At 40.9% G+C, this 22,460-nt stretch carries 21 protein-coding genes; 8 read left to right on the top strand and 13 right to left on the bottom strand.

What is annotated here, in order from left to right:
• Positions 1–45: 45 nt before the first annotated feature.
• Genes I6758_RS03365 through I6758_RS03355 form a run of 3 tightly spaced genes read right to left on the bottom strand, consistent with a single transcriptional unit; the run spans position 46 to position 1,724 of the window.
• Positions 46–411 (bottom strand): PTS glucitol/sorbitol transporter subunit IIA, encoded by a 366-nt coding sequence (locus I6758_RS03365; RefSeq protein WP_196603775.1) that lies wholly within the window; start codon positions 409–411, stop codon positions 46–48.
• Between the two features lie 46 nt (positions 412–457).
• Positions 458–844: a transcriptional regulator GutM gene (locus tag I6758_RS03360; protein ID WP_196603774.1), complete on the bottom strand. Its 387-nt coding sequence runs from the start codon at positions 842–844 to the stop codon at positions 458–460.
• 1 nt (position 845) lies between these two features.
• On the bottom strand, positions 846–1,724 hold the full coding sequence (locus tag I6758_RS03355; RefSeq protein WP_231038474.1) for a sugar-binding transcriptional regulator: 879 nt from the start codon (positions 1,722–1,724) through the stop codon (positions 846–848).
• 629 nt (positions 1,725–2,353) lie between these two features.
• On the opposite strand from I6758_RS03355, the gene uvrA reads away from it, so the two are divergent.
• Complete coding sequence (gene uvrA, locus I6758_RS03350) at positions 2,354–5,200, top strand: excinuclease ABC subunit UvrA (protein ID WP_196603772.1); 2,847 nt, start codon at positions 2,354–2,356, stop codon at positions 5,198–5,200.
• Positions 5,201–5,371: 171 nt separating this feature from the next.
• On the opposite strand, the gene I6758_RS03345 is transcribed toward uvrA, so the two are convergent.
• Entirely contained in the window at positions 5,372–7,096 is a 1,725-nt protein-coding gene (locus I6758_RS03345; RefSeq protein ID WP_196603771.1) for a methyl-accepting chemotaxis protein, read from the bottom strand.
• A 379-nt stretch (positions 7,097–7,475) separates the two neighbouring features.
• Between I6758_RS03345 and I6758_RS03340 the strand changes: the two genes are divergently transcribed.
• The gene (locus I6758_RS03340) at positions 7,476–7,778 is read left to right on the top strand and encodes a helix-turn-helix domain-containing protein (RefSeq protein ID WP_196603770.1); all 303 of its coding nucleotides are present in this window, start codon (positions 7,476–7,478) and stop codon (positions 7,776–7,778) included.
• Positions 7,779–7,954: 176 nt separating this feature from the next.
• Here the strand turns inward: I6758_RS03340 and I6758_RS03335 are convergent, their stop codons facing one another.
• From I6758_RS03335 to I6758_RS03305, 7 genes are all read right to left on the bottom strand, one after another.
• Complete coding sequence (locus I6758_RS03335; RefSeq protein ID WP_196603769.1) at positions 7,955–8,902, bottom strand: D-2-hydroxyacid dehydrogenase; 948 nt, start codon at positions 8,900–8,902, stop codon at positions 7,955–7,957.
• 12 nt (positions 8,903–8,914) lie between these two features.
• Complete coding sequence (locus I6758_RS03330; protein ID WP_196603768.1) at positions 8,915–10,387, bottom strand: glucose-6-phosphate isomerase; 1,473 nt, start codon at positions 10,385–10,387, stop codon at positions 8,915–8,917.
• 174 nt (positions 10,388–10,561) lie between these two features.
• Entirely contained in the window at positions 10,562–11,464 is a 903-nt protein-coding gene (gene galU / locus I6758_RS03325; protein WP_196603767.1) for a UTP--glucose-1-phosphate uridylyltransferase GalU, read from the bottom strand.
• Positions 11,465–11,501: 37 nt separating this feature from the next.
• Entirely contained in the window at positions 11,502–12,854 is a 1,353-nt protein-coding gene (locus tag I6758_RS03320; protein WP_196603766.1) for a phosphohexomutase domain-containing protein, read from the bottom strand.
• A 6-nt stretch (positions 12,855–12,860) separates the two neighbouring features.
• Positions 12,861–13,031, bottom strand: coding sequence for a hypothetical protein (locus I6758_RS03315; protein WP_196603765.1), 171 nt, complete (start codon positions 13,029–13,031; stop codon positions 12,861–12,863).
• Positions 13,032–13,058: 27 nt separating this feature from the next.
• Positions 13,059–14,402, bottom strand: coding sequence for an MATE family efflux transporter (locus tag I6758_RS03310; RefSeq protein WP_196603764.1), 1,344 nt, complete (start codon positions 14,400–14,402; stop codon positions 13,059–13,061).
• 25 nt (positions 14,403–14,427) lie between these two features.
• Positions 14,428–15,186 carry a YdcF family protein gene (locus I6758_RS03305; RefSeq protein ID WP_196603763.1) on the bottom strand — a complete coding sequence of 253 codons (759 nt, stop codon included), beginning with the start codon at positions 15,184–15,186 and terminating at the stop codon, positions 14,428–14,430.
• Positions 15,187–15,288: 102 nt separating this feature from the next.
• Here I6758_RS03305 and I6758_RS03300 point away from each other — a divergent pair, with 102 nt between their 5' ends.
• Together I6758_RS03300 and I6758_RS03295 are read left to right on the top strand one after the other, a co-directional pair.
• A complete protein-coding gene (locus I6758_RS03300) occupies positions 15,289–15,630 on the top strand; it encodes a cupin domain-containing protein (protein WP_196603762.1) in 342 nt (113 codons plus the stop codon).
• A gap of 254 nt (positions 15,631–15,884) precedes the next feature.
• Positions 15,885–16,556, top strand: coding sequence for an NUDIX hydrolase (locus tag I6758_RS03295; RefSeq protein ID WP_196603761.1), 672 nt, complete (start codon positions 15,885–15,887; stop codon positions 16,554–16,556).
• A 106-nt stretch (positions 16,557–16,662) separates the two neighbouring features.
• On the opposite strand, the gene ygiD is transcribed toward I6758_RS03295, so the two are convergent.
• Both ygiD and I6758_RS03285 read right to left on the bottom strand, forming a co-directional pair.
• Complete coding sequence (ygiD, locus tag I6758_RS03290; RefSeq protein WP_196603760.1) at positions 16,663–17,430, bottom strand: 4,5-DOPA-extradiol-dioxygenase; 768 nt, start codon at positions 17,428–17,430, stop codon at positions 16,663–16,665.
• 21 nt (positions 17,431–17,451) lie between these two features.
• Complete coding sequence (locus tag I6758_RS03285) at positions 17,452–17,853, bottom strand: DoxX family protein (RefSeq protein ID WP_196603759.1); 402 nt, start codon at positions 17,851–17,853, stop codon at positions 17,452–17,454.
• Between the two features lie 313 nt (positions 17,854–18,166).
• Between I6758_RS03285 and I6758_RS03280 the strand changes: the two genes are divergently transcribed.
• From I6758_RS03280 to I6758_RS03265, 4 genes are all read left to right on the top strand, one after another.
• The gene (locus I6758_RS03280) at positions 18,167–18,499 is read left to right on the top strand and encodes a winged helix-turn-helix transcriptional regulator (protein WP_231038473.1); all 333 of its coding nucleotides are present in this window, start codon (positions 18,167–18,169) and stop codon (positions 18,497–18,499) included.
• A 611-nt stretch (positions 18,500–19,110) separates the two neighbouring features.
• Entirely contained in the window at positions 19,111–20,655 is a 1,545-nt protein-coding gene (gene rny, locus I6758_RS03275) for a ribonuclease Y (RefSeq protein ID WP_196603758.1), read from the top strand.
• A gap of 128 nt (positions 20,656–20,783) precedes the next feature.
• Positions 20,784–21,305: a hypothetical protein gene (locus I6758_RS03270; RefSeq protein ID WP_196603757.1), complete on the top strand. Its 522-nt coding sequence runs from the start codon at positions 20,784–20,786 to the stop codon at positions 21,303–21,305.
• A 203-nt stretch (positions 21,306–21,508) separates the two neighbouring features.
• A complete protein-coding gene (locus tag I6758_RS03265) occupies positions 21,509–22,294 on the top strand; it encodes a TIGR00282 family metallophosphoesterase (RefSeq protein WP_196603756.1) in 786 nt (261 codons plus the stop codon).
• Positions 22,295–22,460 lie beyond the last annotated feature (166 nt).

Genomic DNA, 22,460 nt, shown 5'->3' with positions numbered 1-22,460 from the left:
AATTGTTCACACTCCAAGTTTATATTAATTTTTAAAACTGCGATATTAAAAAATACTTATGCTTATCCCTTTTTGTATATCTTCTTCAGTCAAAGCATCCTCGCCGTAAAGCATTATATGCCCCGGCAGAAACGGTTCATCACCTCCCGAAAAATTCAAGGTTGCATGTCCCAGCTGGTTGAATGTATTGCGTGCTTCTTCACCGACGGCTGTTATTTCGAAAGCCTTTTCGCCAATTATAAGAGTATCCCCCCTTTCAATGTCTCCGTTTAATTTTGATTTTTCATGTAAAACAGATATTTCTGCCAGTTCTTTTGGTGCATTATCATTAAAAATTATAAGGTAATTCAACTCTTTCAGAAAACCTAGTGCCTCATTTCCCCATCCGGTTATCTTACTGTTATATTTCATTTCATCATCTCCTCTCGTCGTTAATATTTATTTCTTTATTTTCGAATTATTCCTTCTTATTGTTTAATCTTTCGCACAGAGCATTTACAGCCTGGATATGTCCCAGCATTTTTTTTCTTTCTTTTTGCGCAAGCACTTCATATTCAGCTCTGAGCTCAAACACATTTCTATTCATAAGTTCCGGAATTTTTTTAAATCTGTTGAAAATAGTGATTCCGGCTAAAATCTCTCCGTCCACCACTTTTCCGCTGCTGTCGCAGACAATTATTACAATATTTCCCGAGAATCGCGCTTTCCTTCCGCCAATACCAATATTGCCCTTTTTATGGAGCCGTCTTACGGATTTCTTATATAACCGAACCTGAATATACGTACCGGCTGCTTGTATTATCATAAAAACCAGCAGGCAGACCATTAAAATAGTAATATCCATTTTAAAACTCCCTATATGCCAACAATTCCCGCGCTGATTCCGAATCTGTTATCAGTACATTTATGATCTTGCCTTTTATCGCGCCGATAAGACTGTCCAGTTTATTTTTTCCTGCAGCTATACCGACTCTGCAGCGTACTTTTTTTAAGTCGTCTATCGGCATGGCAGCTATCAAATGATTAAATGATTCAAATTGCTGAGTCGATCCATTTTTGTCATAGAATTGTGCCGCTGCATCTCCCACCATTCCCAATTCGATAAATGCATCAAATAATTCTTCTCTGATATATCCGGCTTTAACTAAAGTAGATGTTTCTTTTGACGGCACTCCAATTCCCATTACTACTATGGATATTTTTTTAAAGGCCTTAACAATGCTCTGCATGGAATATTCTTCTAAAAAACGTTTGAGCATATCCGGTTTTGAAAAAACCAGCGGAGCAAAAAATTGGAGACAATCCGCATGGAATATTTCGGCAAATTTCGTAGCAACATGATTGGAGTGAATATCATATCTGTTTTCGTCCATCCCTCCCATTATCGGCACAAAAGTACATTTTTTTTGTTCGACCGGATAATAGCCATGCAGTAAATTGCGCAGCGTGCGGCCCATTGTCACCCCGACAAAATCCTTATCTTCAATCACTCGTGAAAGGAATTTAAATGTTTCTCTGGTGATATTCTCATTTAAAGCATCTGTCAGATCCGCACTTCCGGATGCCGCGATTATTACTTCCTCAAGTCCAAATTTTTTTTCTACTTCTCTTTCCATACTGCCAAATGCCAGATTATCCGGATTCATAACTTCTATCTTGACAATCCCGTTTTCATGTCCTTTCTTTATCATTCTGGCTACGGACGGACGGGAAATCTGCAGCATATCGGAAATCTCCTGCTGGCTCAGCCCATCTTTATAATACGAACTGCAGCATTTAAAAATCAATCTTATATCATCAACAATTTTTTTCATGATATCTGTCTTAAATTTTTATTATCACATGACAGCCAGTTTCATTTATAAGAATGACTGCATATAAACAACAATACTTTCCTTTGCGATTTTTCTTTTTATTCTGATAAATATATTACACCAAAGTAATTATTTTTTCAATATTTCTTATACAGAACAAATGTAAAAGTAATATCACATGTATATATATTTTTACATTTGTTCTATATTGATAACCATTGTCAATATTTCCCTTTCATTATCTATGCAAAATTTTTTAGTCTTTTCCAAATCGTTTTTCATTTGTTTTTCCTCCTTTTCCAATCTATAATATAGATATATGGACAGTTTTGAGAATACCGTAAAAAAATTTTCACTCCGGCATGCCAATGAAATGTAGCGTCACCATAATAAATAATATGAATTCAGTAATTTGAATTTATATATTCAGTTTTTACTAATAAGTTCTGGAAAAAAAACATTTTTTACTATATACTGGTTTATAGCAATTACCGCTTAAGCAATTAAACCATTTAAAATAATTACAGGAGTTGACCATTTTGCCAGATGCAATAAAAATAAAAGGCGCCCGTGCCCATAATTTAAAAAACATCAGTGTATCCATTCCGCGGGACAAGCTTGTAGTAATAACAGGTCTGTCAGGTTCAGGTAAATCTTCTCTGGCCTTTGATACCATCTATGCTGAAGGCCAAAGGCGCTACGTTGAATCATTGTCCTCATATGCACGTCAATTTCTCGGTCAGATGGATAAACCTGACGTCGATTACATAGAAGGGCTCTCCCCTGCCATTTCAATAGACCAAAAAACAACCAGCCGTAATCCCCGCTCTACTGTCGGCACGGTCACAGAAATATATGATTACCTGCGCCTTCTATTCGCCCGAGCCGGAAAGCCCCACTGTCCTAATTGCAAAAAACCTATATCGCAGCAAACTGTAGATCAGATTCTTGACAGCATTATGAATTTACCCGAAAAGACAAAGCTTTTGATAATGGCGCAGGTAGTTCGCGGCAAAAAAGGCGAGCATCGAAAGCTGCTTGAAAACATACGTAAGCAAGGATATGTACGTGTTCGTATCGATAATGAAATTCTCGATATAAATGATGATATAAAGCTGGAAAAGAATAAAAAACACACTATAGAGGTCATTGTTGACAGATTGGCAGTGCGTGGAGGAATAGAAACCCGTCTGGCAGATTCTTTGGAAACCGCGCTTGATCTTGGCAATGATATTGTTTATGTACAGATAATAGATGGAGAACTCCTAATGTACAGTCAAAATTTTGCCTGTATAGACTGCGGTATAAGCCTGCCGGAAATAGCTCCGCGCCTTTTTTCCTTTAACAGCCCATACGGGGCTTGTCCTGAATGTGACGGTCTTGGCAGCAGACAGGAATTTGATCTTGATCTTGTCATGCCAAATAAGGCACTTTCTTTTAGCGAAGGATTATTCGCCCCTTTATCAAAGAATCCCGCCTCTTACGCAATGTGTCAGATTGCCTCTGTCCTCAAAACTTATGGCTATACACTTGATACGCCATGGTCTGCGGTAAAGGAAAAGGTTCAAAAACTCCTTCTTTATGGCAGTTCAGAAGAATCTTTTCAATTTTCTTATGAAAACATGTTTGGGGAAATAAAAGACTACAATACATCTTTTGAGGGTGTCATGCCGCTTCTGGCCCGCCGTTACAAAGAAACAAATTCCGACGTGATGCGCGAAGGATATGAAGCATATATGAGTACTACACCCTGCCCCGTATGCGGCGGCGCACGTTTAAAGCCCGAGGCTCTGGCAATAACGATAGGCGAAAAAAATATAAATGAAGTAACTGATATGACCATAGCACAGGCTGATAATTTTTTTCGCGATCTGCAGCTTGATAAACGCCAGAAGCTTATAGCTTCCCAGATTTTGAAGGAAATCCATGCCCGGCTTGGCTTTCTGCTCAATGTCGGTCTCGATTATCTCACACTTGGACGTGCGGCAGGGACCTTATCCGGCGGAGAAGCTCAGCGCATAAGACTCGCCACACAAATCGGTTCCGGACTGACAGGCGTTTTATATATACTGGATGAACCAAGCATCGGTCTTCATCAGCGGGATAATAACCGGCTTTTAGCCACACTCAAGCATCTGCGTGATCTCGGCAATACACTTATAGTTGTTGAGCATGATGAAGACACTATGTACGCGGCAGACAATATTATTGATATAGGTCCCGAAGCCGGTGCCAATGGCGGAAATGTAATTGCACAGGGTACTGCCGATGAAATAAAAAAAATACCGGCTTCAATCACCGGACAATATATGAGCCGTAAAAAATTTATTCCTGTGCCGCTTGAAAGAAGAAAAGGCAGCGGTAAATTTATTGAAATCGTCGGTGCTGCCGAAAACAATCTAAAAAACATTCGGGTAAAATTTCCGTTGGGAATGCTGACACTCGTCACGGGAGTTTCAGGATCGGGTAAGTCCACACTGGTAAATGAAATCTTGTATAAGGGACTTGCCGCCAGCTTCTATGTTAACAGAGGAAAACCCGGTAAACATAAATCAATCAAGGGTATTGAAAATATAGATAAAATAATCAATATAGATCAGTCACCGATAGGACGCACTCCCCGCTCCAATCCAGCCACCTACACAAGTGTCTTCGATACTATACGGGAAGTTTTCAGTCAAACCAATGAAGCCAAAATCCGCGGCTACAAGCCGGGAAGATTCAGCTTCAACGTCAAAGGCGGTCGGTGTGAATCATGCCATGGCGACGGTATAATAAAAATAGAGATGCATTTTCTGCCCGATATCTATGTTCCCTGCGAAGTATGCAAGGGAGCCCGCTATAATCGTGAGACACTTGAGGTCAGATATAAGGGAAAAAATATTTCTGATGTTTTGCAGCTGGTAGTTGACGATGCTGTGGAATTCTTCAAAAATATCCCTAAACTTCATCGCCAGCTGCTCATTTTACAGGACGTAGGACTTGGCTATATGCAGCTTGGACAGCCTGCCACAACTTTATCGGGCGGTGAAGCCCAGCGTGTGAAATTGGCTACAGAGCTGGCAAAAAGAAGCACAGGACGCACTCTTTATATTTTGGATGAACCAACAACAGGTCTGCATACTGCCGATATTCACAAATTAATGAATGTCCTGCAGCGATTAGTCGACAACGGTGATACCGTAGTCGTCATCGAGCATAATCTTGATGTTATAAAAACTGCGGATTATATAATTGATCTCGGCCCTGAAGGCGGAGACAGGGGCGGTACCGTTGTGGCCAAGGGAACTCCCGAGCAAATAGTGAAAGTCAGTGAATCCTATACCGGACAATTTCTTGCTCCCGTGCTGGCCGAAGGCATAAAATTGACGGCGCAGAATAAGTAATTGTCTTACTGATTTCTAATTTTTACAGCACAGACAGAACAGTTTGCGGTAAATACCGGAATAAGCTGGTGTAAAATCTTATTCCGGTTATTTTTTTACAGAAAAAAAGCATAAAATACCACCAAAGGATATTTTATGCTTAAAACATATGCGAATTAAATATACAATCTTTTAGGAAACTTTAAATGCTCCAATCGAATTTTGCAGATCATCAGCCATTTTTGCTAAATGCTGGCTTGATGAGGCAATTTCTTCCACTGATGCCGACTGTTCCTCCGTAGCCGCAGAAATAGTCTGAGTCTGCTCGGAAGTTTTCCGGCTTTCATCATTAATTCCCTGCACAGTATTCACCACATGATGGGCACTGCCTGTTATTTCCTGGACTGCTGCTGATATTTCATGTATCTGCCCCGTCATTTCCCTTACCATCAGCAAGATTGCTTCAAAGCTTTTTCCGGCAGCCGATACCACTTTAGCACCTGATTCGACTTCTTTTTTACCGTCATCCATAAACTTAACTGCGTTATCAGTCTTTAACTGCACTTCATTTATAAGCTCTGTTATCTGTTTTGCCGCATCCTGCGACTGTTCAGCCAGTTTTCTGACTTCCTCTGCAACTACCGCAAATCCTTTACCTGCCTCTCCGGCTCTGGCAGCCTCTATTGCCGCATTTAATGCCAAAAGATTTGTCTGTCCCGAGATAGCAGAAATCACATCCACTATTTTGCCTATACGTTTCGATTTTTCCTCTAATTCACTGATCACTCCGGAAGTATCATTTGTTTTCTGTTCAATGACGCTCATCTGAGCAACTGCCTGCTTTATTGCCTCTTCACCGCCATTTGCGGCTGTCGCAGTTTTTTCAGAAGATAATGAAACTACCTCTGTATTTGAGGACACCTGTTGTATTGCAGTTGAAATCTGTTCTGCCACAGCGGTTGCATTATTGGCAAGATCCAACTGCTTTTCTGCTCCGTGGGCGACTTCGGCTACTGATCCGGCGACCTGATTAGAAGCCTGTGCCGATTGCTCAGCACTTGCTGTCAGTTCTTCCGATGAGGCCGCCAGCTGCTGCGCCGTATTCATAAGATGGCTGATCAGTGTTTTTATATTTTTATTCATTTCAGCTACGGCTCTTGATACATTGCCAAATTCACTTCTATCATTCAGGTTGTCTGCTGAAACGTTTATGGAAAAATCTCCTTTGGCTATTATTTCCAAATGTTCCACAACGTCCTTCAATCTTTTTTGAATGCGCCGCGTAATAAGCCACCCCAGCCAAACTCCCAAAATAACCGCAGCCGCGACAATCGCAAAAAACAATTTGCTGGCGAAAGCAAATTGTTTTTTGCTGTCTTCATTCATTGCAGCCGCATCTTCATTCATCTTATTAGAAGAATCTGTAAGTTCCTTGCTGAATCTTTCCATCAACGGTTTTCCCTGCTGTATATACAGCGCATATGCTTCTGCATCCTTATTTTGTACAGCCAAATCTAAAACTTTATTCCGCACCGCATGATATTCCGCAAAATCTGCCCTTACCTTATCAATTCTTGATTTTTGTTCACTTGTCAAATTCAAATCGGCAACTTTATCCAAATTATCACTGAAAATTTTTGTTCTTTCATCTATGTCTTTCATAAGCAGATCACTCGTCTGTTTATTATTGTCAAGCATAAGATTAAATGTATCTGCCTGTATAGCTCTGGAGTGATTTCTATTATCAATAAGTAAATTTGTTGCCTTCATCTTTTCATTATACATCTGTTCAAGAGCATCATCAGCCTTGCCCAGAAAATAGTAGCCTGTACCGCCAACAACTACAACAGCTGCCAATAGAACTATTACCAACAATGCCAATTTTTGTACAACTTTCAAGTTATCCAACCAAGCCATTCAATGCACATCCTTCAAATTTAAATAGTCTTTGCTATTACCTGACAGACAGATAATCAGATAAACCTAATAAGAGAACTTGAAACAAATCATACTCGTACTACTGCATGAATGCAGATATGCATTTTTCAGCTTGCCACAGCGTTATTCAGCTGCATATGTACATCGCACCTAAAATCATCGACTTCACTATACAACAATTCTATTGCGAAATAAATTCTCATATTTTTCAGTTATCTGACTATCATCTTCTCTCATACACGGTCAATTATAATTCTATAGACTTACTTTGTCAATACTATAGAATTAATAGTTTTCCAGGATTATATGCTATATTATTATTAATTATTACCATAGAATTATTTTAGGGTGGCTCAAAATGAACGTAGCTAAACGAATTACCGAATTACGCAAATTAAAAGGGTACAGCACCAACAAGCTTGCCATTACATCTGATCTGTCACAGGGATTTGTCCGGCAGATCGAATTGGGAAAAAAGCAGCCGACCGTTGATTCGCTGCGAAAAATATGCAATGGGTTGGGTATCAGTCTGCACGATTTTTTTTCCGATGAAACAGTGGCAATTCCGCTTGACATTGAATCTCTCATTAATGTCGCAAAAACTTTAACACCGGAGCAAAGACGCGCTCTGCAGTCATTTCTGGAATTAATGAAAAAATGACATGTTGGACGTTATATAACATTGCAGCGGGAACAAATCACTTTACGGCATTTCTTTTTGTTTATTTAGTTTTCTGCTCATCTATTATTAATTTATTTATTGACAAATATACTAAAAGCGCGGAAAAATCCGCGCTTTTAGTATATTGTGTCTTTGCTGTAATAATTTTTAGAAATTCATTTTTTATAGCCTGTTGAAAAATCAACTTCATTCATTAATTTATCATTTTTTAAAAATTTTTCCAGATTATCACCGGCAATTTTTACTATGTTGTCCAAAGTAGCGGGTAAATGATACTGACCTGCCGTATGCGGTGTAATATGAATATTTTTGATCTGCCACATAATATGATCTCTTGGCAGCGGTTCCGGATCTGTCACATCAACGGCAGCCCCCGCCAGTTGTCCGCACATAACGGCATCACACATATCATCTGTTATTACAGAAGTGCCTCTGCCTATATTAATGAAAAAAGTTCCTTTTTTCATCAAAGAAAATTTTTCCTTGCCGAGCAGATGATATGTGGCATCCGTCCCGGGCAGGCTGTTTACCACAATATCCGCTTTTTGCAGACATTCATCCAGATCATTCATAGTAAACAACTCATCAACATATTCTGGTTTCACTGACGGCCGCCGTTTGATGCCAACAACAAAAGCACCTAACGCTTTCACTTTTTTAGCGAAACTTCTGCCTATATCACCGAGCCCCAAAACAAGCACTGATGACCCGGCGACGGAAGCTACTTCTCCCTCATCCTGCCACAAATGATTTTTTTGATTATCATGATAAACATATAATTTCTTTTGCATTGCCAGCAATACAGCCAGCATATACTCTGATATGGCCAAACCATATGCACCTGTGGCATTGGTCAGCATTACGCCCTTTCGCAGCACACCGCTGCGACAATAGTTTTGTGCTCCGGCACTGTTCAGCTGAATCCATTTGAGAGCTGCTGCATTGTTCATTCTGTCTACAGGCGGATTGCCTATAATAATATCGGCCTGTGCCAACTGTCCGTCAGTAGGCTGGCGGGCATAAATAAAACTGCATTTTTTCCCTTTGCCTTCCAGATAGTTTCTGTGTCTTTCCTTCAATGACATCATAACCAGAACATGCATGATTTTCAACTCCTATTTTTCGGCTTGCTGGGCTTTTACCTGCTGAAGCTTAGGTCCCATAATCTTTTTATATGCTTCGACGCCGGGTTGGTTAAAGGCATCTACATCAGCCAATTCACCTTCATAGGAAATTGACATTGCCAGCATATACAACAGTTCACCCAAATAATACGCATTTAATTTCGGCAGACTAAAAAGTGCATTGAATCTATTATTAGATATAAGTGCATCGGCATTGGACTGACGAGCTACTTCCAGTGCCTGTCCCATTGTAACACCGGAAATATCAGCAAGTTTCTGCACAGTCGGGAATACGTTTGGCACGGCTAGATCATTTGCCCATTTTTCTATACGAATAAACTGAACAATTTTATTAAGCTTGCCTTCCTGATGCTGCTGTGTTTGAGAGTGCATGTCTCTTGTACCAAGTGCCACTATCGGTGTTCGTCCATAGCATACCTCTTTGCCTTCCTTATTGAACTGCTTGCCCAAAGACTCAGCCAGCAGCTGTATATACCACATGGAAACCGATTCAAGATAATCACCGTAAGGCATCATCACTTCCTCATCCCGTCCATATTTTTCAGCAGCAATGAATTTTAATGCTGCATTCAACATCGCCGGATTCTGCCATATATCGTTATTTTGACAGGCCTTGTCCATATTTCTTGCGCCTTCGAGGAATGCTTCGATATCAAAACCGACAACAGCTGCCAGCACAAGCCCGACTTCGCAGAAAATAGTAAAACGGCCCCCCACTCCATCCGGAACTGCAAAACTTTCCCATTTATTTTCCATCGCCATTTTTTTCAACAAAGTCGGTTTTTCTTCATTGGGATCAGTAACAGCAACAACTTCAACTTTAACGTTTTTATTTTTCTTTAAAGCATCGTAAATAACCATGAAATTGGACATGGTATCCAATGTACCACCGGATTTCGATATACATATGAGCATAACCTTATACTTACGCGAATTTTTTTTATCATGATGCACCGACATATCGGCTGCGTATTTTATATAATCGATCAGATCCTTTGTACTGCGCGGATCAATATTGTTGCCGCTGAAAAATACCTTAGGATACCCCTTTCTTTCTTCACGTGTTTTCAAATTCCAAAAGCTGCCGCACTGTACGTCAAACAATACCTTATTGCCTAAAAAAGAACCGCCTATGCCGAGCGAAACTACAGCATCCACACGATTTCTCGCTGATTCACCGAATTTTTTAAGACGGGCCACTGATTCCGGTGAATTTAAATTTCCTTTTTCAATATACGGCAGCTGACTAAACAATACTTTTTCCGGTGTGCCGTCCTTCGATAAATGGCCGCGTATCACACCTGTCCTGCGCATGACATCCATAGCCTCATGTGCTTTCTTTAATTCCGGCAGCAATGCGGACACATCTTCTTTTGTCACGCATCCGTCCCCCAGAAGATTTTCATAGTCAAATTCAAAACCGGATTCCAATTTCAAACTCATTTTCGTAACCCCTCTCATAAATAAATTCTGATATACCCTCTGCCTAACCTAAAGCGCACGGACAAAATATTTTTTAACCGGCGGCGTTTTACTGATACACCATTTATTTTAAACGGAATATTTTCCGTCAAAAATCACTTGCGGCAACCATCACCACGATCTGCCTTCAACCCATCATTCTTCTGATATACCTTTTTCTGCCTTTAAAAGCGGTCCCATTGTCCTGAGCATATATGCCATAAATCGGTCACGCAATTCAGGCCTTTTCAAAGCATACTCCACCGTAGCTTCTAAAAATCCCTCTTTATCACCGATATCGTAGCGTCTGCCTGAAAAATTCAGGGCAAATACTTTTTGTTTGCTGCTCAATTCGCATATCGCATCCGTAAGTTGTATTTCATTACCGCTGCCGGGTGTAGTATGTTCCAAAATATCAAAGATCTGCGGAACCAGTATATATCGTCCCAAGACGGCCAAATCAGAAGGAGCCTTTTCCAATATCGGCTTTTCAACGAGATTCTTCGCCAGCCATACATTATCCTTGACACGTATTGGATCAACTATCCCATAATTGCACACCTGTGAATGCGGAACCTTTTGCACTCCCAGAATGCTTCCGCCCAGATCATCATAAGCTTTTATAAGCTGGGCAAGACATGGCACTTCAGCATCTACAAGATCATCGCCGAGCAGAACAGCGAAGGGTTCATCACCGACAAACTGCTTGGCGCACAAGACTGCATGCCCCAAACCGCGGGCTTCCTTCTGTCGTATGAAATGCAGTGATATGCTCGATATTTCCTCGATGGTCTTGAGCATTTCATATTTACCCTTGGCTTTTAATTGCAATTCCAGTTCCAGTGAACGATCAAAATGATCCTCAATAGAACGCTTGTTCCGTCCTGTTATGACTAAAATTTCTTCTATCCCGGATGCGATAGCTTCTTCGATGATAAACTGAATAGCCGGTTTATCCACTATCGGCAGCATTTCCTTCGGCTGGGCCTTCGTTGCCGGCAGGAATCGTGTACCTAATCCTGCCGCTGGAATAATAGCTTTTCTGATCTTTTTCTGCATTGATTATTACCACCAATATAATATTTTGTACCGTATATTATCCTCTTATAACCAAAAGAAGTTCCTTTGTTTTTTCTGAAAGCAGTTTCTTATCGCCGCGTGACTCCACATTCAGCCTGATGACAGGTTCGGTATTGGAAATCCTTAAGTTAAACCGCCAATTATCGTAGGCAACACTAAAACCGTCGGTCCTGTCGATTTTTCCCTTACTGCCATAGATTTTTTCAATTTTCTCCATAACTGCTCCGGCATCTTTTACCGTACTGTTTATTTCGCCGCTTATCGGGTATTTTTCCATCCGCTCGGCCAGCATTTGAGAAAGAGGCTGCTCTGCCTTTGACATCAGTTCCGCCACCAAAAGCCATGTGATCATACCGCTGTCACAGAATGTAAATTCTCGAAAATAATTATGTGCTGACATCTCACCGCCGTATACGGCATTTTCCTTACGCATCATATCCTTGATAAAGGCATGCCCGCTTTTGCACATAACAGGGATACCGCCGGCTTCTTCCACTATCTCAATAGTATTCCATATAAGCCGCGGATCATAAATTATTTTTGCTCCTGCTTCTCTCTGCAGGAAGGCTTTGGCCAAAAACCCCACTATATAATAGCCTTCTATCATCGCACCTTTTTCATCGAAAATAAAACAGCGGTCAAAGTCTCCGTCCCAGGCAACCCCCAGGTCAGCTTTATTTTCACGCACCGCCTGAGCCGTAGTTTCGCGATTTTCCAGCAGTATCGGATTCGGTACTCCATTCGGAAAGCTGCCGTCCGGTTCATTATTTACTTTTATAAATTCAAACGGCAAATATTTTTCCATCACGTCAAGTATAGGCCCTGCCGCACCGTTTCCTGCATTTACCACTACCCTCAATGGTTTGAGTGCTTTTTTGTCAGCATAACCAATAATATGTTCAACGTAATCTGCCATTATATCCTTTTTTACAATGCTGCCCTTTTGATCCGATATACTTCCTAATTCACCAGCTATGACTCTGTCCTCTATTTTCTTCAGTCCGGTATCGGAGCTTATAGGCCGAGCCCCTTCACGCACAAGCTTCATTCCATTGTAATCCTTTGGATTATGGCTTGCCGTTATCATTATGCCTCCGTCCAGTTTTAAAAAATACGTAGTAAAATAAATCATTTCCGTACCGCACTGACCTATATCCACCACGTCGCAGCCCATTTCATTCAGTCCTCGCACCAGTGCGTCTTTTATCTTCGGACCTGACAATCTGATGTCATGACCTACCGCTACTTTTTTGCTTTTCAGCGTGTCAGCAAATACTCTCCCAACACGATAAGCTAATTCCTCATTCACTTCCTCTGGATATTTCCCGCGGATATCATAAGCCTTGAAGGCTGTGCGCTTTAATTCCATAATTAATCATCCTTTCTCAAATTCCTGAACACTCATTGCAGGACAAATATTCGATATATTATATTTCGTTGCAAACACAAAAATCCCCTCTAAAAATAAGAGGCCGAAATACTTTTCCTGTCTTTTTATTAAACGTTTACCAAAAACAAAAAAACCACCAAACAGACCTTTTTTCAATTATCCCTCCTGTCCATACAGTAAATCTCAATCAAGCATGTATGCCTTGCGCAGACTGCGGCGTGTATAATAATACATAACAGCAAGCGGCAGACATGAACCGATCCATGCCAGCGGATTGGCAAGACATGCCCCTATATAGCCCCATGTATTAACCAAAGCAACAGCAGCCACGACACGCATCAATAATTCCATGACCCCGGCAATCGTTGGAACAACACTTTGCCCCAGCCCCTGCAGTGTGAACCGGTAAATAAAAAGCAACGACAAAATTATATAACTGATCCCATTTACTATCAAGTATAAATGACCGTATTCTATAACCTGTGTCTCCTCGCTGCCGACAAATTGTTCCAGCATAGCCGGTCCAAAATTGATCAAAATGAAGCCTATAAAAAGAGCGAAACCACCGGACATAAGAATACATTTATTTACGCCCTTATCTATACGGTCAAATTTTTTCGCGCCATGATTCTGCGCGGTATATGCCGCCATAGCCATACCAAAAGACATCATCGGCATCACCGCTATCATATCTATCTTTTGCGCGGCAGCATAGGCAGCTATCGCAAGCTCTCCCAAATCATTCAGAGAAATCTGCAGAATAATCGCTCCCACCGCTATGATCGAAGCCTGAAATCCCATAGGCAGCCCGATCCGCAAATGCTGCCAAATAAAGTGACAGGATAAATGCCAGTCATCTCTGCCCACTCTGAGTAAAGGCATTTTTTTCACAATATATGAAAAACAAAGCACTGCTGACATTATTTGACATATCACTGTCGCGGCTGCCGCGCCTGCTATACCCCATCCCATCACCGGTATAAATATCAGCTCCAGCAATATATTGGCGATCGTGCTGAACACAAGGAAATATAAGGGTGTTCTGCTGTCGCCTAATGCTCTGATAAAATTCATCATCATGTTGAAAACTATAGTTACCGCTATTCCTCCGTATATGATACTGATAAATGAATAGGCCATATCCAGAACTTCCGGCGGTGTCTGCATAAAAATAAGCATTGGTCTTGCCGTTATAATGCCTAAAGCTGTTAAAATAACGGCCATACCGACACTTATCGCTAAACAGGCAGCCGCACTTTTGCGCACTCCCTCCATATCGCCCGCGCCAAATCTCTGCCCCGTATAAATAGCAAGTCCATTTGTAAAACCGAGAACAAATCCAACCATCAAAAACATTAGTCCGCCCACACAGCCAACCGCGGCCAATGCACTTACACCCAAAAACCTTCCCACAATGAGCGTATCCACCAAAAGATACAGCTGCTGAAAAATATTGCCGGCAACAAGAGGTATCGCAAAAGTAAATATCAATCCCGCCGGACCGCCTTTAGTCAAATCTTTTGTCATTTAAATTCACCGATTATTCCTGATCTCAGTATTTCAGATATTTTGTCACCCAAAACCGCAAATTCTCCTGCAGCGCCATTTCCGTGTCCGCCAGAGCATCAGCTGAAGGTGCCAGTTTATTATAATGGAACACCTGATTTTTATTCTCCATGTAATCAGCTGGATAAGGTGTTATATGTACATCCTCCTGCTCAAAATTAAGTACGGCGCGTTTCATATGAAAAGCTGAAGTCACCAAAATAGGTTCATAAAGTTCATGCTCACGCAATATCTCAGCAGAAAACTGCGCGTTTTGTTTAGTATTCAGACTCTTATCCTCAACCAGTATCTTATTTTCCGCAACTCCCAAATCCATCAAAAGACGTTTTGCTATAACAGCTTCCTTTCCACTGTCTTCATATACCTGCCCGCCTGACACAAGGATGGGCACGCCCAGCCTGTGCTGCAGTCTTACCGCAGTGAGAAGGCGATTGGCGGGAATACTGCGCAGCTCTCCCGCTCCGCTTACATCAGGCGTATCCAGAGTCGCACCGCCGCCCAGCATTATAATGGCATCACCGGTCGGATAAACAGGCGGATTATATTCGTTCTCCAAAGCACTTACCATTTTCTGCGCCACCCATCCAGTCGATGTCAGGTACAGTAAAAAAGCTATCACAAAAATTTTTATTGCTGTCCTTCTTTTATATGTCTTCCAGCATCCTCTTGCCAGTAATATCAGCAATATAACAAAAATTCCCGGCGGCAGTATAAAACTGGCACCGAACTTCAGCAAATAAATCATTGGATATATTCCCCCAAAAGGATATTTCACATCAATATAGAAATATTACTTAAGTACATATTAACATATAATAATCAAATTTAGCAAAAGAGGCGTTTCAACATGTTGATAAAAAAACAGGAAATTATTCGTGCAGAAAAAAAAGCCGGCGGCAAGGGACACATTCTGATAGAAAATTTAATAACTCCTGCCGAAATGAAGGACAAATGCCAGATGTTCGCAAAAGTCACTCTGGAACCGGGCTGCTCTCTCGGCTATCACCAGCATAAAGGAAACAACGAAACTTATCATATAATAGCCGGTTCCGGTCTGTATAATGATAATGGAACGCAGATAACAGTCGAAGAAGGCGACACAACATTCTGTCCCGAAGGTGAATACCATGGCATAGAAAATACCGCCGGCAAAGATCTTGTTTTCATTGCCCTGATCATAAACGAATAAAAAAAACCCTTAATCCTTTTCACATACTTACCTATATTGATTATAATAAGGACGTATTTTTTATCACCATCTGATAAAAAATACGTCCTTGCAATGTTCTAAGGATATTCGCTCCGTAATATTCCTGTCTTTTATAATTGCTGCAGATTTCAAACAAAATATTATAAATATATTCCATTTCCATATATTTTTCCTTATCGATCATATCAGTCTCAGTGCTTTTCTCAAAATAACTTCATGTCGGAGTGCAAACTATGCAAAATAAAGCATTAAAAAATTTGAAAAAACTTCTTCCTCCTTTTCCCGGTATTCAGGGAAAAGAGGAATATATAAATGCTGCTGTGCTTGCCCTGCTTATGTCCGTAAATGATGAATACCATTTTCTATTGCAGAAAAGAAGCCCTGCCATTTCACAGGGGGGAGAAATATGCTTTCCCGGGGGCAAATTTGATCCGCGAAAGGATACTTCCCTGCGGCACACTGCCCTGCGTGAAACACACGAAGAGCTCGGCATTCCTGCTGAAAAGATCTCTATTCTCGGTCAGCTTGATACGCTTGTCGTCCCATTGGGCAAAACTATTGATACATTTGTGGGAACAACTGATTTTGCTTTTACTGATCTAACCCCCAGCTTTTCAGAGGTTGATCATGCCTTCACGATTCCCATATCCTTTTTTCAAGAACATCCGCCAAAGGTTTACAGTGTATTAGTCAAAAATCATCCGTCCTATATCAATGACAAAAATGAAACGGTAAATCTGCTCCCGGTAAAAGAATTAGGACTTCCTGCACACTACCAAAAACCATGGGGCAGCTTCCGCCAGCGTGTCTTCGTTTACGAAACAAATGAAGGCATCATCTGGGGCCTGACCGCACGAATCCTTCACGATATCTGTGTCAAGCTCTTTCCAGATAGTGTCAATTGACGGAATTAATACCAGCTTTAAAAAAAAAGTTTGCTATCTGCACATCAAAAAGGTATGCTGTATCATTTGAATGCAGCATACCTTTTGATTTTTCACGCAATGTTTATCATCCCCACAGGTAACTGGTCATAGACAGCGCGCCCAATGTGCAGCCTTCATTAAATACTGTCAGCTTGTCCTCGTTTGCAGAAGCGCCTATGGTATAAAGCAGCGGGTAAAAATGATCCGGAGAAAAAAACGCAAGTCGTGCGCTTTCGCCCGCCTGTTTATAATCCAGAACAGCCTTATACTCCTTGGCAGCGATTTTTTGTTTAATAAAGCTGTCAAAAATTTTGGCCCAGCTATGCCCTCCCGGCATTTCCCAATCCACAAGTGCCAAATTATGCACCACATTACCGCTGGCAAATATCAGTACACCATCGTCACGCAAGGAAGCCAGCTCTTTGCCTATCTGCATATGCTGCTCAGGTGAAGCATTCTTATCAACACTCAGCTGATACACCGGAATATCAGCTTTAGGATACATTCTATGCAAAACAGACCATGTTCCATGATCTATGCCCCATGTGTTATCTTCAGCAACCGCGGCAGATATTATTCCGCCGGTATGCCGCGCAAGCTCCGGCGCACCCTTCACCGGGTACCTGACTTCGTACAGTTCTTTTGGAAAACCATACATGTCATAAATAGTCTTTGGCTCAGCCGCCGTAGATATTCTGGTTCCGTCAGTATACCAATGTGCTGATATGGATAAAATAGCTTTAGGCTCAGGTATAAGCTCCGGCAAGGAATGCCACCTTAAAGAAAACTCATTATCCTCAATAGCATTCATTGGTGATCCATGTCCGACAAACAGGACCGGCATTTTTCCCATTTTTTCACACCTTTCATTGTGTCAATTACTATTTCTATTCCAATATTTCTGCAGCAGATTATCCAGCGCATATATATGACTTCCCGATAATATAAGAGCAATCGCGACAGCCATATACATCACATCCAATTCGTACCCGCCTATAAATCCTGCTTCCAGCTTTACTGTAAGTATAGCACCAATCATCAATGCAGTAACAGCCAATCCTGCTAATCTTGTCAGCAGACCAAGAATCAGAAGAATTCCACCGCCGGTTTCAACAGCAGCCGCAAAATAGGGCAGGAAACCCGGCAGCCCTGCTGATGCAAAATATTGTATGATACTGTCAAAATTTGTTATTTTTTGAATGCCATGCACTAAGAAGGTGATCCCCAAAACAATTCTTAATAAAAATAAACTTGCTTCATAATATCTGTATGTCATTTTAAAAACTCCCTTTTAATATTATTTCAATTTGTATTCTGCAAAAATATAACACCGTCAAAATTAAACATCAAATCTTTTTTAGTTCATTTTTCTGCCCCAGCTGCCTTTCTAAAATCATTTACTGCCACTCACACTCTCGCAAAAGCTTCATATTCTGCTGCATTTACATCTCCCCTTTTGTATGTTAATTATTATTTAAATGTTTGTTATAAAATATTTCTTAATAACTTTATGTAAGTATAATACAATATGTACTTACTTTTGTCAAGTAGATATGCTATTATATATCTATAAAAGGAGATGAAACATTATGATTAAGTTTTCATTGTGCCCGCGTTATGAACTTGCCTTTGAATTGTTGGGCAAAAAATGGACGGGGCTCATTATAAGATGTCTGCTTGACGGACCCAAACGTTTTTCTGATTTGACCGATATAATCCCGCATATAAGCGCCAAGGTACTTGCCGATAGAATGAAGGAACTGGAACATCAGGGTATCATTATCCGCAGTGTCTATCCTGAAATCCCCGTAAAAATTGAATACAGTCTCACAGAAAAGGGAAGGGATCTGGAAAAAGCACTTGAGCAAGTACAGCAGTGGGCCGAAAAATGGATAATTATCAAACAGAAAAAATCTGAATAATCTCATGGATAAATATCTTGCTTTTAAAGCCAAAATCGCTTTCCCAAAACCTCTGTTATTGTGATTCATTATATAACAATAGCAGAGGTTTTTTCATTCAGTGCATATTTTTGTCAGGCTTGCATGTTCGCTTTATCTAGGTAAGAATGCTGTCTGCCGCCATCTTGACACTAACTGCAAAAACCTTTAAAATATTCACTATGTGATATAGTATGTTAGACCAATATGGCAAGGATTATTCTGTGTCGTAAGTGGTAGAATAAATTGCCGGAGAAACTGTTGAATTGTGGATAAATAAAATTTTAAGTCCAGACGTGTCTCTCAAATACGCCTGCATATAGAAATTATATACCTGTGGTGTGTCTGACTTTTTTATGCTTTTGCATCTGAATTATCGGCGGATATCAGTCCGCATAAAAAAGAGGCATTACTTTATAACCATAGGATTGCGGATATTATTTTCGACAATAATATAAACATGGTACAGTGTCTTTGCCTGAAGTGGTTAACAGATCACTGTCAAGTAATATTTTAATACTTGTAAATTGCAATTGAAAGATAATGTATTTCTTTAATATTACACAGAAATACAAACAAAAAAAGAAAGGGGGATGAAAATTATAATTGAGATAATTTTAGCAGCTGTTATTGCCATTATTCTTGGTTTTGCTGCTGGTTATGTCATGCGCAAGAAAAAAGCTGAGGAAACCATCGGTTCTGCAGAAGTTGAAGCTAAACGTATTATTGACTCCGCGCAAAAAGATATTGAAACCAGAAAAAAGGAATCGATTATCGAAGCCAAAGAGGAAACACATCGTTTACGGCAGGAACTGGAACGCGAAACACGGGAAAGACGCAGTGAACTTCAAAGACAGGAACGCCGTCTAATGCAGAAAGAGGAAAATCTCGACCGTAAGATAGAAGGCTTGGAAAAGAAAGAATCTGTTCTTTCCCGTAAGGAAAACGAAATCGATAAAACGCGTGAATCAGTCAATACGATGCATGAAAGGCAATTGGCTGAACTGGAACGCATATCCGGGCTCACCTTAGAGGAAGCCAAGACTATTCTGCTGGCAGATGCCGAAACAGCCATAAAACATGACAAAGCATTAATGATAAAAGAATATGAACAGCAGGCCAAGGATACTGGCGAAAAGAAAGCTCAAAATATAATTGCCCAGGCCATTCAGCGCTGCGCCGCAGATCAGGTAACAGAAACCACGGTTTCTGTTGTAGCTCTTCCCAACGACGAAATGAAGGGCCGTATCATCGGCCGTGAGGGAAGAAATATACGCGCACTGGAAACACTTACAGGTATAGATCTCATTATCGACGACACACCGGAAGCGGTTATTCTGTCTGGCTTTGACCCTGTCAGAAGAGAGATAGCCCGCATTGCACTTGAGAAATTGATAACCGATGGTCGTATTCATCCGGCTCGCATTGAAGAAATGGTAGAAAAATCCAAGAAGGAAGTTGAACAGCGTATCAAAGAGGCCGGTGAACAAGCTTCCTTTGACAGTGGTGTGCACGGCCTTCATCCTGAACTTGTGCGCTTGCTCGGAAGATTAAAATACCGGACGAGCTACGGTCAGAATGTTCTAAACCATTCTATTGAAGTTGCGCATCTGGCAGGAGTCATGGCAGCTGAGCTTGGAGTGGATGTTCCCTTTGCCAAAAGGGCAGCCATCCTGCATGATATAGGCAAGGCTGTCGATCATGAAGTTGAAGGATCTCATGTGACCATAGGTGCTGATCTGGCGCGCAAATACCGTGAATCGGCAAATATAGTAAATGCAATAGCCGCACATCATGGCGATGAAGAGCCCCGCACTGTAGAAGCTGTTCTTGTTGCGGCTGCCGATGCAATTTCAGCAGCACGTCCGGGAGCACGCCGCGAAAGTTTGGAATCATATCTTAAGAGACTTACACGTCTGGAAGAGATCGCCGAATCATTCGAAGGCGTTGATCGTTCATTTGCTATTCAGGCAGGCCGCGAAATAAGAATTATGGTCAAACCTGATAAAATAGATGATATCACTTCTGTGGGTCTTGCTCACGACATAGTCAAAAAAGTCGAAGGAGAACTTGAATACCCTGGTCAAATCAAGGTTACCGTGATTCGTGAAACACGCGTAGTAGATTATGCAAAATAATAATTAAACTGGCAGGCATGTTCCAAATTTTTTTGTTTGGCATGCCTGTTTTTTGATTCTTTTATTGCTTGTATTATACGGCCTTGCTATAATATATATGACTTATAGTCTAAAGGTGGTGGAACAGCATGCAGAGATTGAAACAGGAAAAACCAGTTAATATGGACGGCGTGAACTTATTGGTATCGCTTCTCCTGCGGTATCCTGAAATCGGTACGATAAGTTTTGATCCGGAAACAGATACACTCAAACTTACATTTACTTTGGATAAGGTCGTCCTGTCCGATGAGTTTGAGAAATTCAAAAAACTTCTGGTAAGCAGCATTTCTGCTTATCATTATCTTGAAAAGATAGAAGACGCTGAAATTGCAATAAGTACAGAGGTTCATGAAAACACCCTGTTTTTGCATATTCTGCGTGATATGGATACTGTTTCACAAGATGAAATTAAACTTATAAGCGAGCTTATGAATGAGCATTTCGGTGACGCAGTCATCAAGGACAGCGCCAGTATCAGCGCAGAGGGCGATAATGACAGCATACAGGAAGAACTCATTGACCATATGCTCGGTAATGTAAAACTCAATCATGTTAGTGAACATATCATTGGCTTATGGGAAGAGGGCCGTGTTCTGGTGTTCAATAAATAAATCTCTTATTTTAGGTGAAGCAGGTATTTTTCCGCATGAAAATCAGAAATTGCCGGCGCGGTTCACTGCCCATCTTCCAAATAAATCGTTTTTACTTATTAAGAGGCGGATACGTTTACAATATACTTTGTGAATATATCCGCTTCTTGTATTTGTAATAGAAAAACTGCAGTGCACAATCACTGCACGAAATGGAGATATAAATGAATATATTATTAGTCGGCGATATCTGCGGCCGTACAGGACGCACTGCATTATTAAAATATCTGCCTGCCCTCAAAAAAGAAAAAAGTATTGACGTAGCCATCATAAATGGCGAAAATTCCGCTGCCGGCAGAGGTATAACGAAAAACACGCTGGACGAGCTTTACCGTGCCGGTGCCGATATTATAACTTCGGGCAATCATATATGGGACAAAAAGGAAATAGTAAACTTTATTGATCAGGAACCTTTTCTGATCCGCCCGGCCAATTATCCCGATCCTGCGCCCGGTAAGGGCTTTTGTATCTATCCGCTAAAAGCCAAAAATATAGGAGTGCTCAATCTGTCAGGAAGAGCTTTTATGCCGCCGATGGATTGTCCCTTTCAAAAAGTTGATCAAATATTAAAAAAACTGACCAGAGAATGTGACATAATCATTCTTGATTTCCATGCTGAAACTACCTCTGAAAAAATAGCTATGGGCTGGTATTTGGACGGCAGGGTAACATGTGTTGTCGGCACACATACACACGTTCAGACAGCGGATGAACAGCTGCTGCCCCAGGGGACAGCCTATATAACTGATCTGGGCATGGTCGGACCGCGGGTATCCGTACTTGGCATGGAAAAAGATGCCATAATAGAGCGTTTTAAAACCTGCCGTCCCGTGCGTTTCGAAACAGCCGAAGGTCCAGCTGTTTTCAGTGCGCTCGCCGTGAATATCGATGATAAAACCAATAAAGCTGTACATCTTGAACGTATACTGATCAATGAAGCATATGAATGATCGCTTGCCATTCATTATATGTAACAGATTTTTCTGCTATTCATACTAAAAAATAAGACCTCTGTTCTTTATACTACCAGCTGTGTTTTTTTAAATAAAGGGAATGTATTTTTTTTAGCGAATACTCTACTGTACATATGTAGTTTAGTTATATTATAGGGAGTGT

Origin of the sequence: Pectinatus haikarae (assembly GCF_015732185.1) — a bacterium.
GTDB classification, from domain to species: domain Bacteria; phylum Bacillota; class Negativicutes; order Selenomonadales; family Selenomonadaceae; genus Pectinatus; species Pectinatus haikarae.
Note: the sequence above shows the minus strand (reverse complement) of the source record. Positions and strands in the feature narration are given on the sequence as shown.

Bases quoted from the DNA above. Each gene is read 5' to 3' on its own strand.
- I6758_RS03365 (WP_196603775.1), bottom strand. From the start codon at position 411: ATGAAATATAACAGTAAGATAACCGGATGGGGAAATGAGGCACTAGGT.
- I6758_RS03360 (WP_196603774.1), bottom strand. From the start codon at position 844: ATGGATATTACTATTTTAATGGTCTGCCTGCTGGTTTTTATGATAATA.
- I6758_RS03355 (WP_231038474.1), bottom strand. From the start codon at position 1,724: ATGCTGCAGATTTCCCGTCCGTCCGTAGCCAGAATGATAAAGAAAGGA.
- I6758_RS03345 (WP_196603771.1), bottom strand. From the start codon at position 7,096: ATGGCTTGGTTGGATAACTTGAAAGTTGTACAAAAATTGGCATTGTTG.
- I6758_RS03340 (WP_196603770.1), top strand. From the start codon at position 7,476: ATGAACGTAGCTAAACGAATTACCGAATTACGCAAATTAAAAGGGTAC.
- I6758_RS03335 (WP_196603769.1), bottom strand. From the start codon at position 8,902: ATGCATGTTCTGGTTATGATGTCATTGAAGGAAAGACACAGAAACTAT.
- I6758_RS03330 (WP_196603768.1), bottom strand. From the start codon at position 10,387: ATGAGTTTGAAATTGGAATCCGGTTTTGAATTTGACTATGAAAATCTT.
- galU (WP_196603767.1), bottom strand. From the start codon at position 11,464: ATGCAGAAAAAGATCAGAAAAGCTATTATTCCAGCGGCAGGATTAGGT.
- I6758_RS03320 (WP_196603766.1), bottom strand. From the start codon at position 12,854: ATGGAATTAAAGCGCACAGCCTTCAAGGCTTATGATATCCGCGGGAAA.
- I6758_RS03310 (WP_196603764.1), bottom strand. From the start codon at position 14,402: ATGACAAAAGATTTGACTAAAGGCGGTCCGGCGGGATTGATATTTACT.
- I6758_RS03305 (WP_196603763.1), bottom strand. From the start codon at position 15,186: ATGATTTATTTGCTGAAGTTCGGTGCCAGTTTTATACTGCCGCCGGGA.
- I6758_RS03300 (WP_196603762.1), top strand. From the start codon at position 15,289: ATGTTGATAAAAAAACAGGAAATTATTCGTGCAGAAAAAAAAGCCGGC.
- I6758_RS03295 (WP_196603761.1), top strand. From the start codon at position 15,885: ATGCAAAATAAAGCATTAAAAAATTTGAAAAAACTTCTTCCTCCTTTT.
- ygiD (WP_196603760.1), bottom strand. From the start codon at position 17,430: ATGGGAAAAATGCCGGTCCTGTTTGTCGGACATGGATCACCAATGAAT.
- I6758_RS03285 (WP_196603759.1), bottom strand. From the start codon at position 17,853: ATGACATACAGATATTATGAAGCAAGTTTATTTTTATTAAGAATTGTT.
- I6758_RS03280 (WP_231038473.1), top strand. From the start codon at position 18,167: ATGATTAAGTTTTCATTGTGCCCGCGTTATGAACTTGCCTTTGAATTG.
- rny (WP_196603758.1), top strand. From the start codon at position 19,111: ATGAAAATTATAATTGAGATAATTTTAGCAGCTGTTATTGCCATTATT.
- I6758_RS03270 (WP_196603757.1), top strand. From the start codon at position 20,784: ATGCAGAGATTGAAACAGGAAAAACCAGTTAATATGGACGGCGTGAAC.
- I6758_RS03265 (WP_196603756.1), top strand. From the start codon at position 21,509: ATGAATATATTATTAGTCGGCGATATCTGCGGCCGTACAGGACGCACT.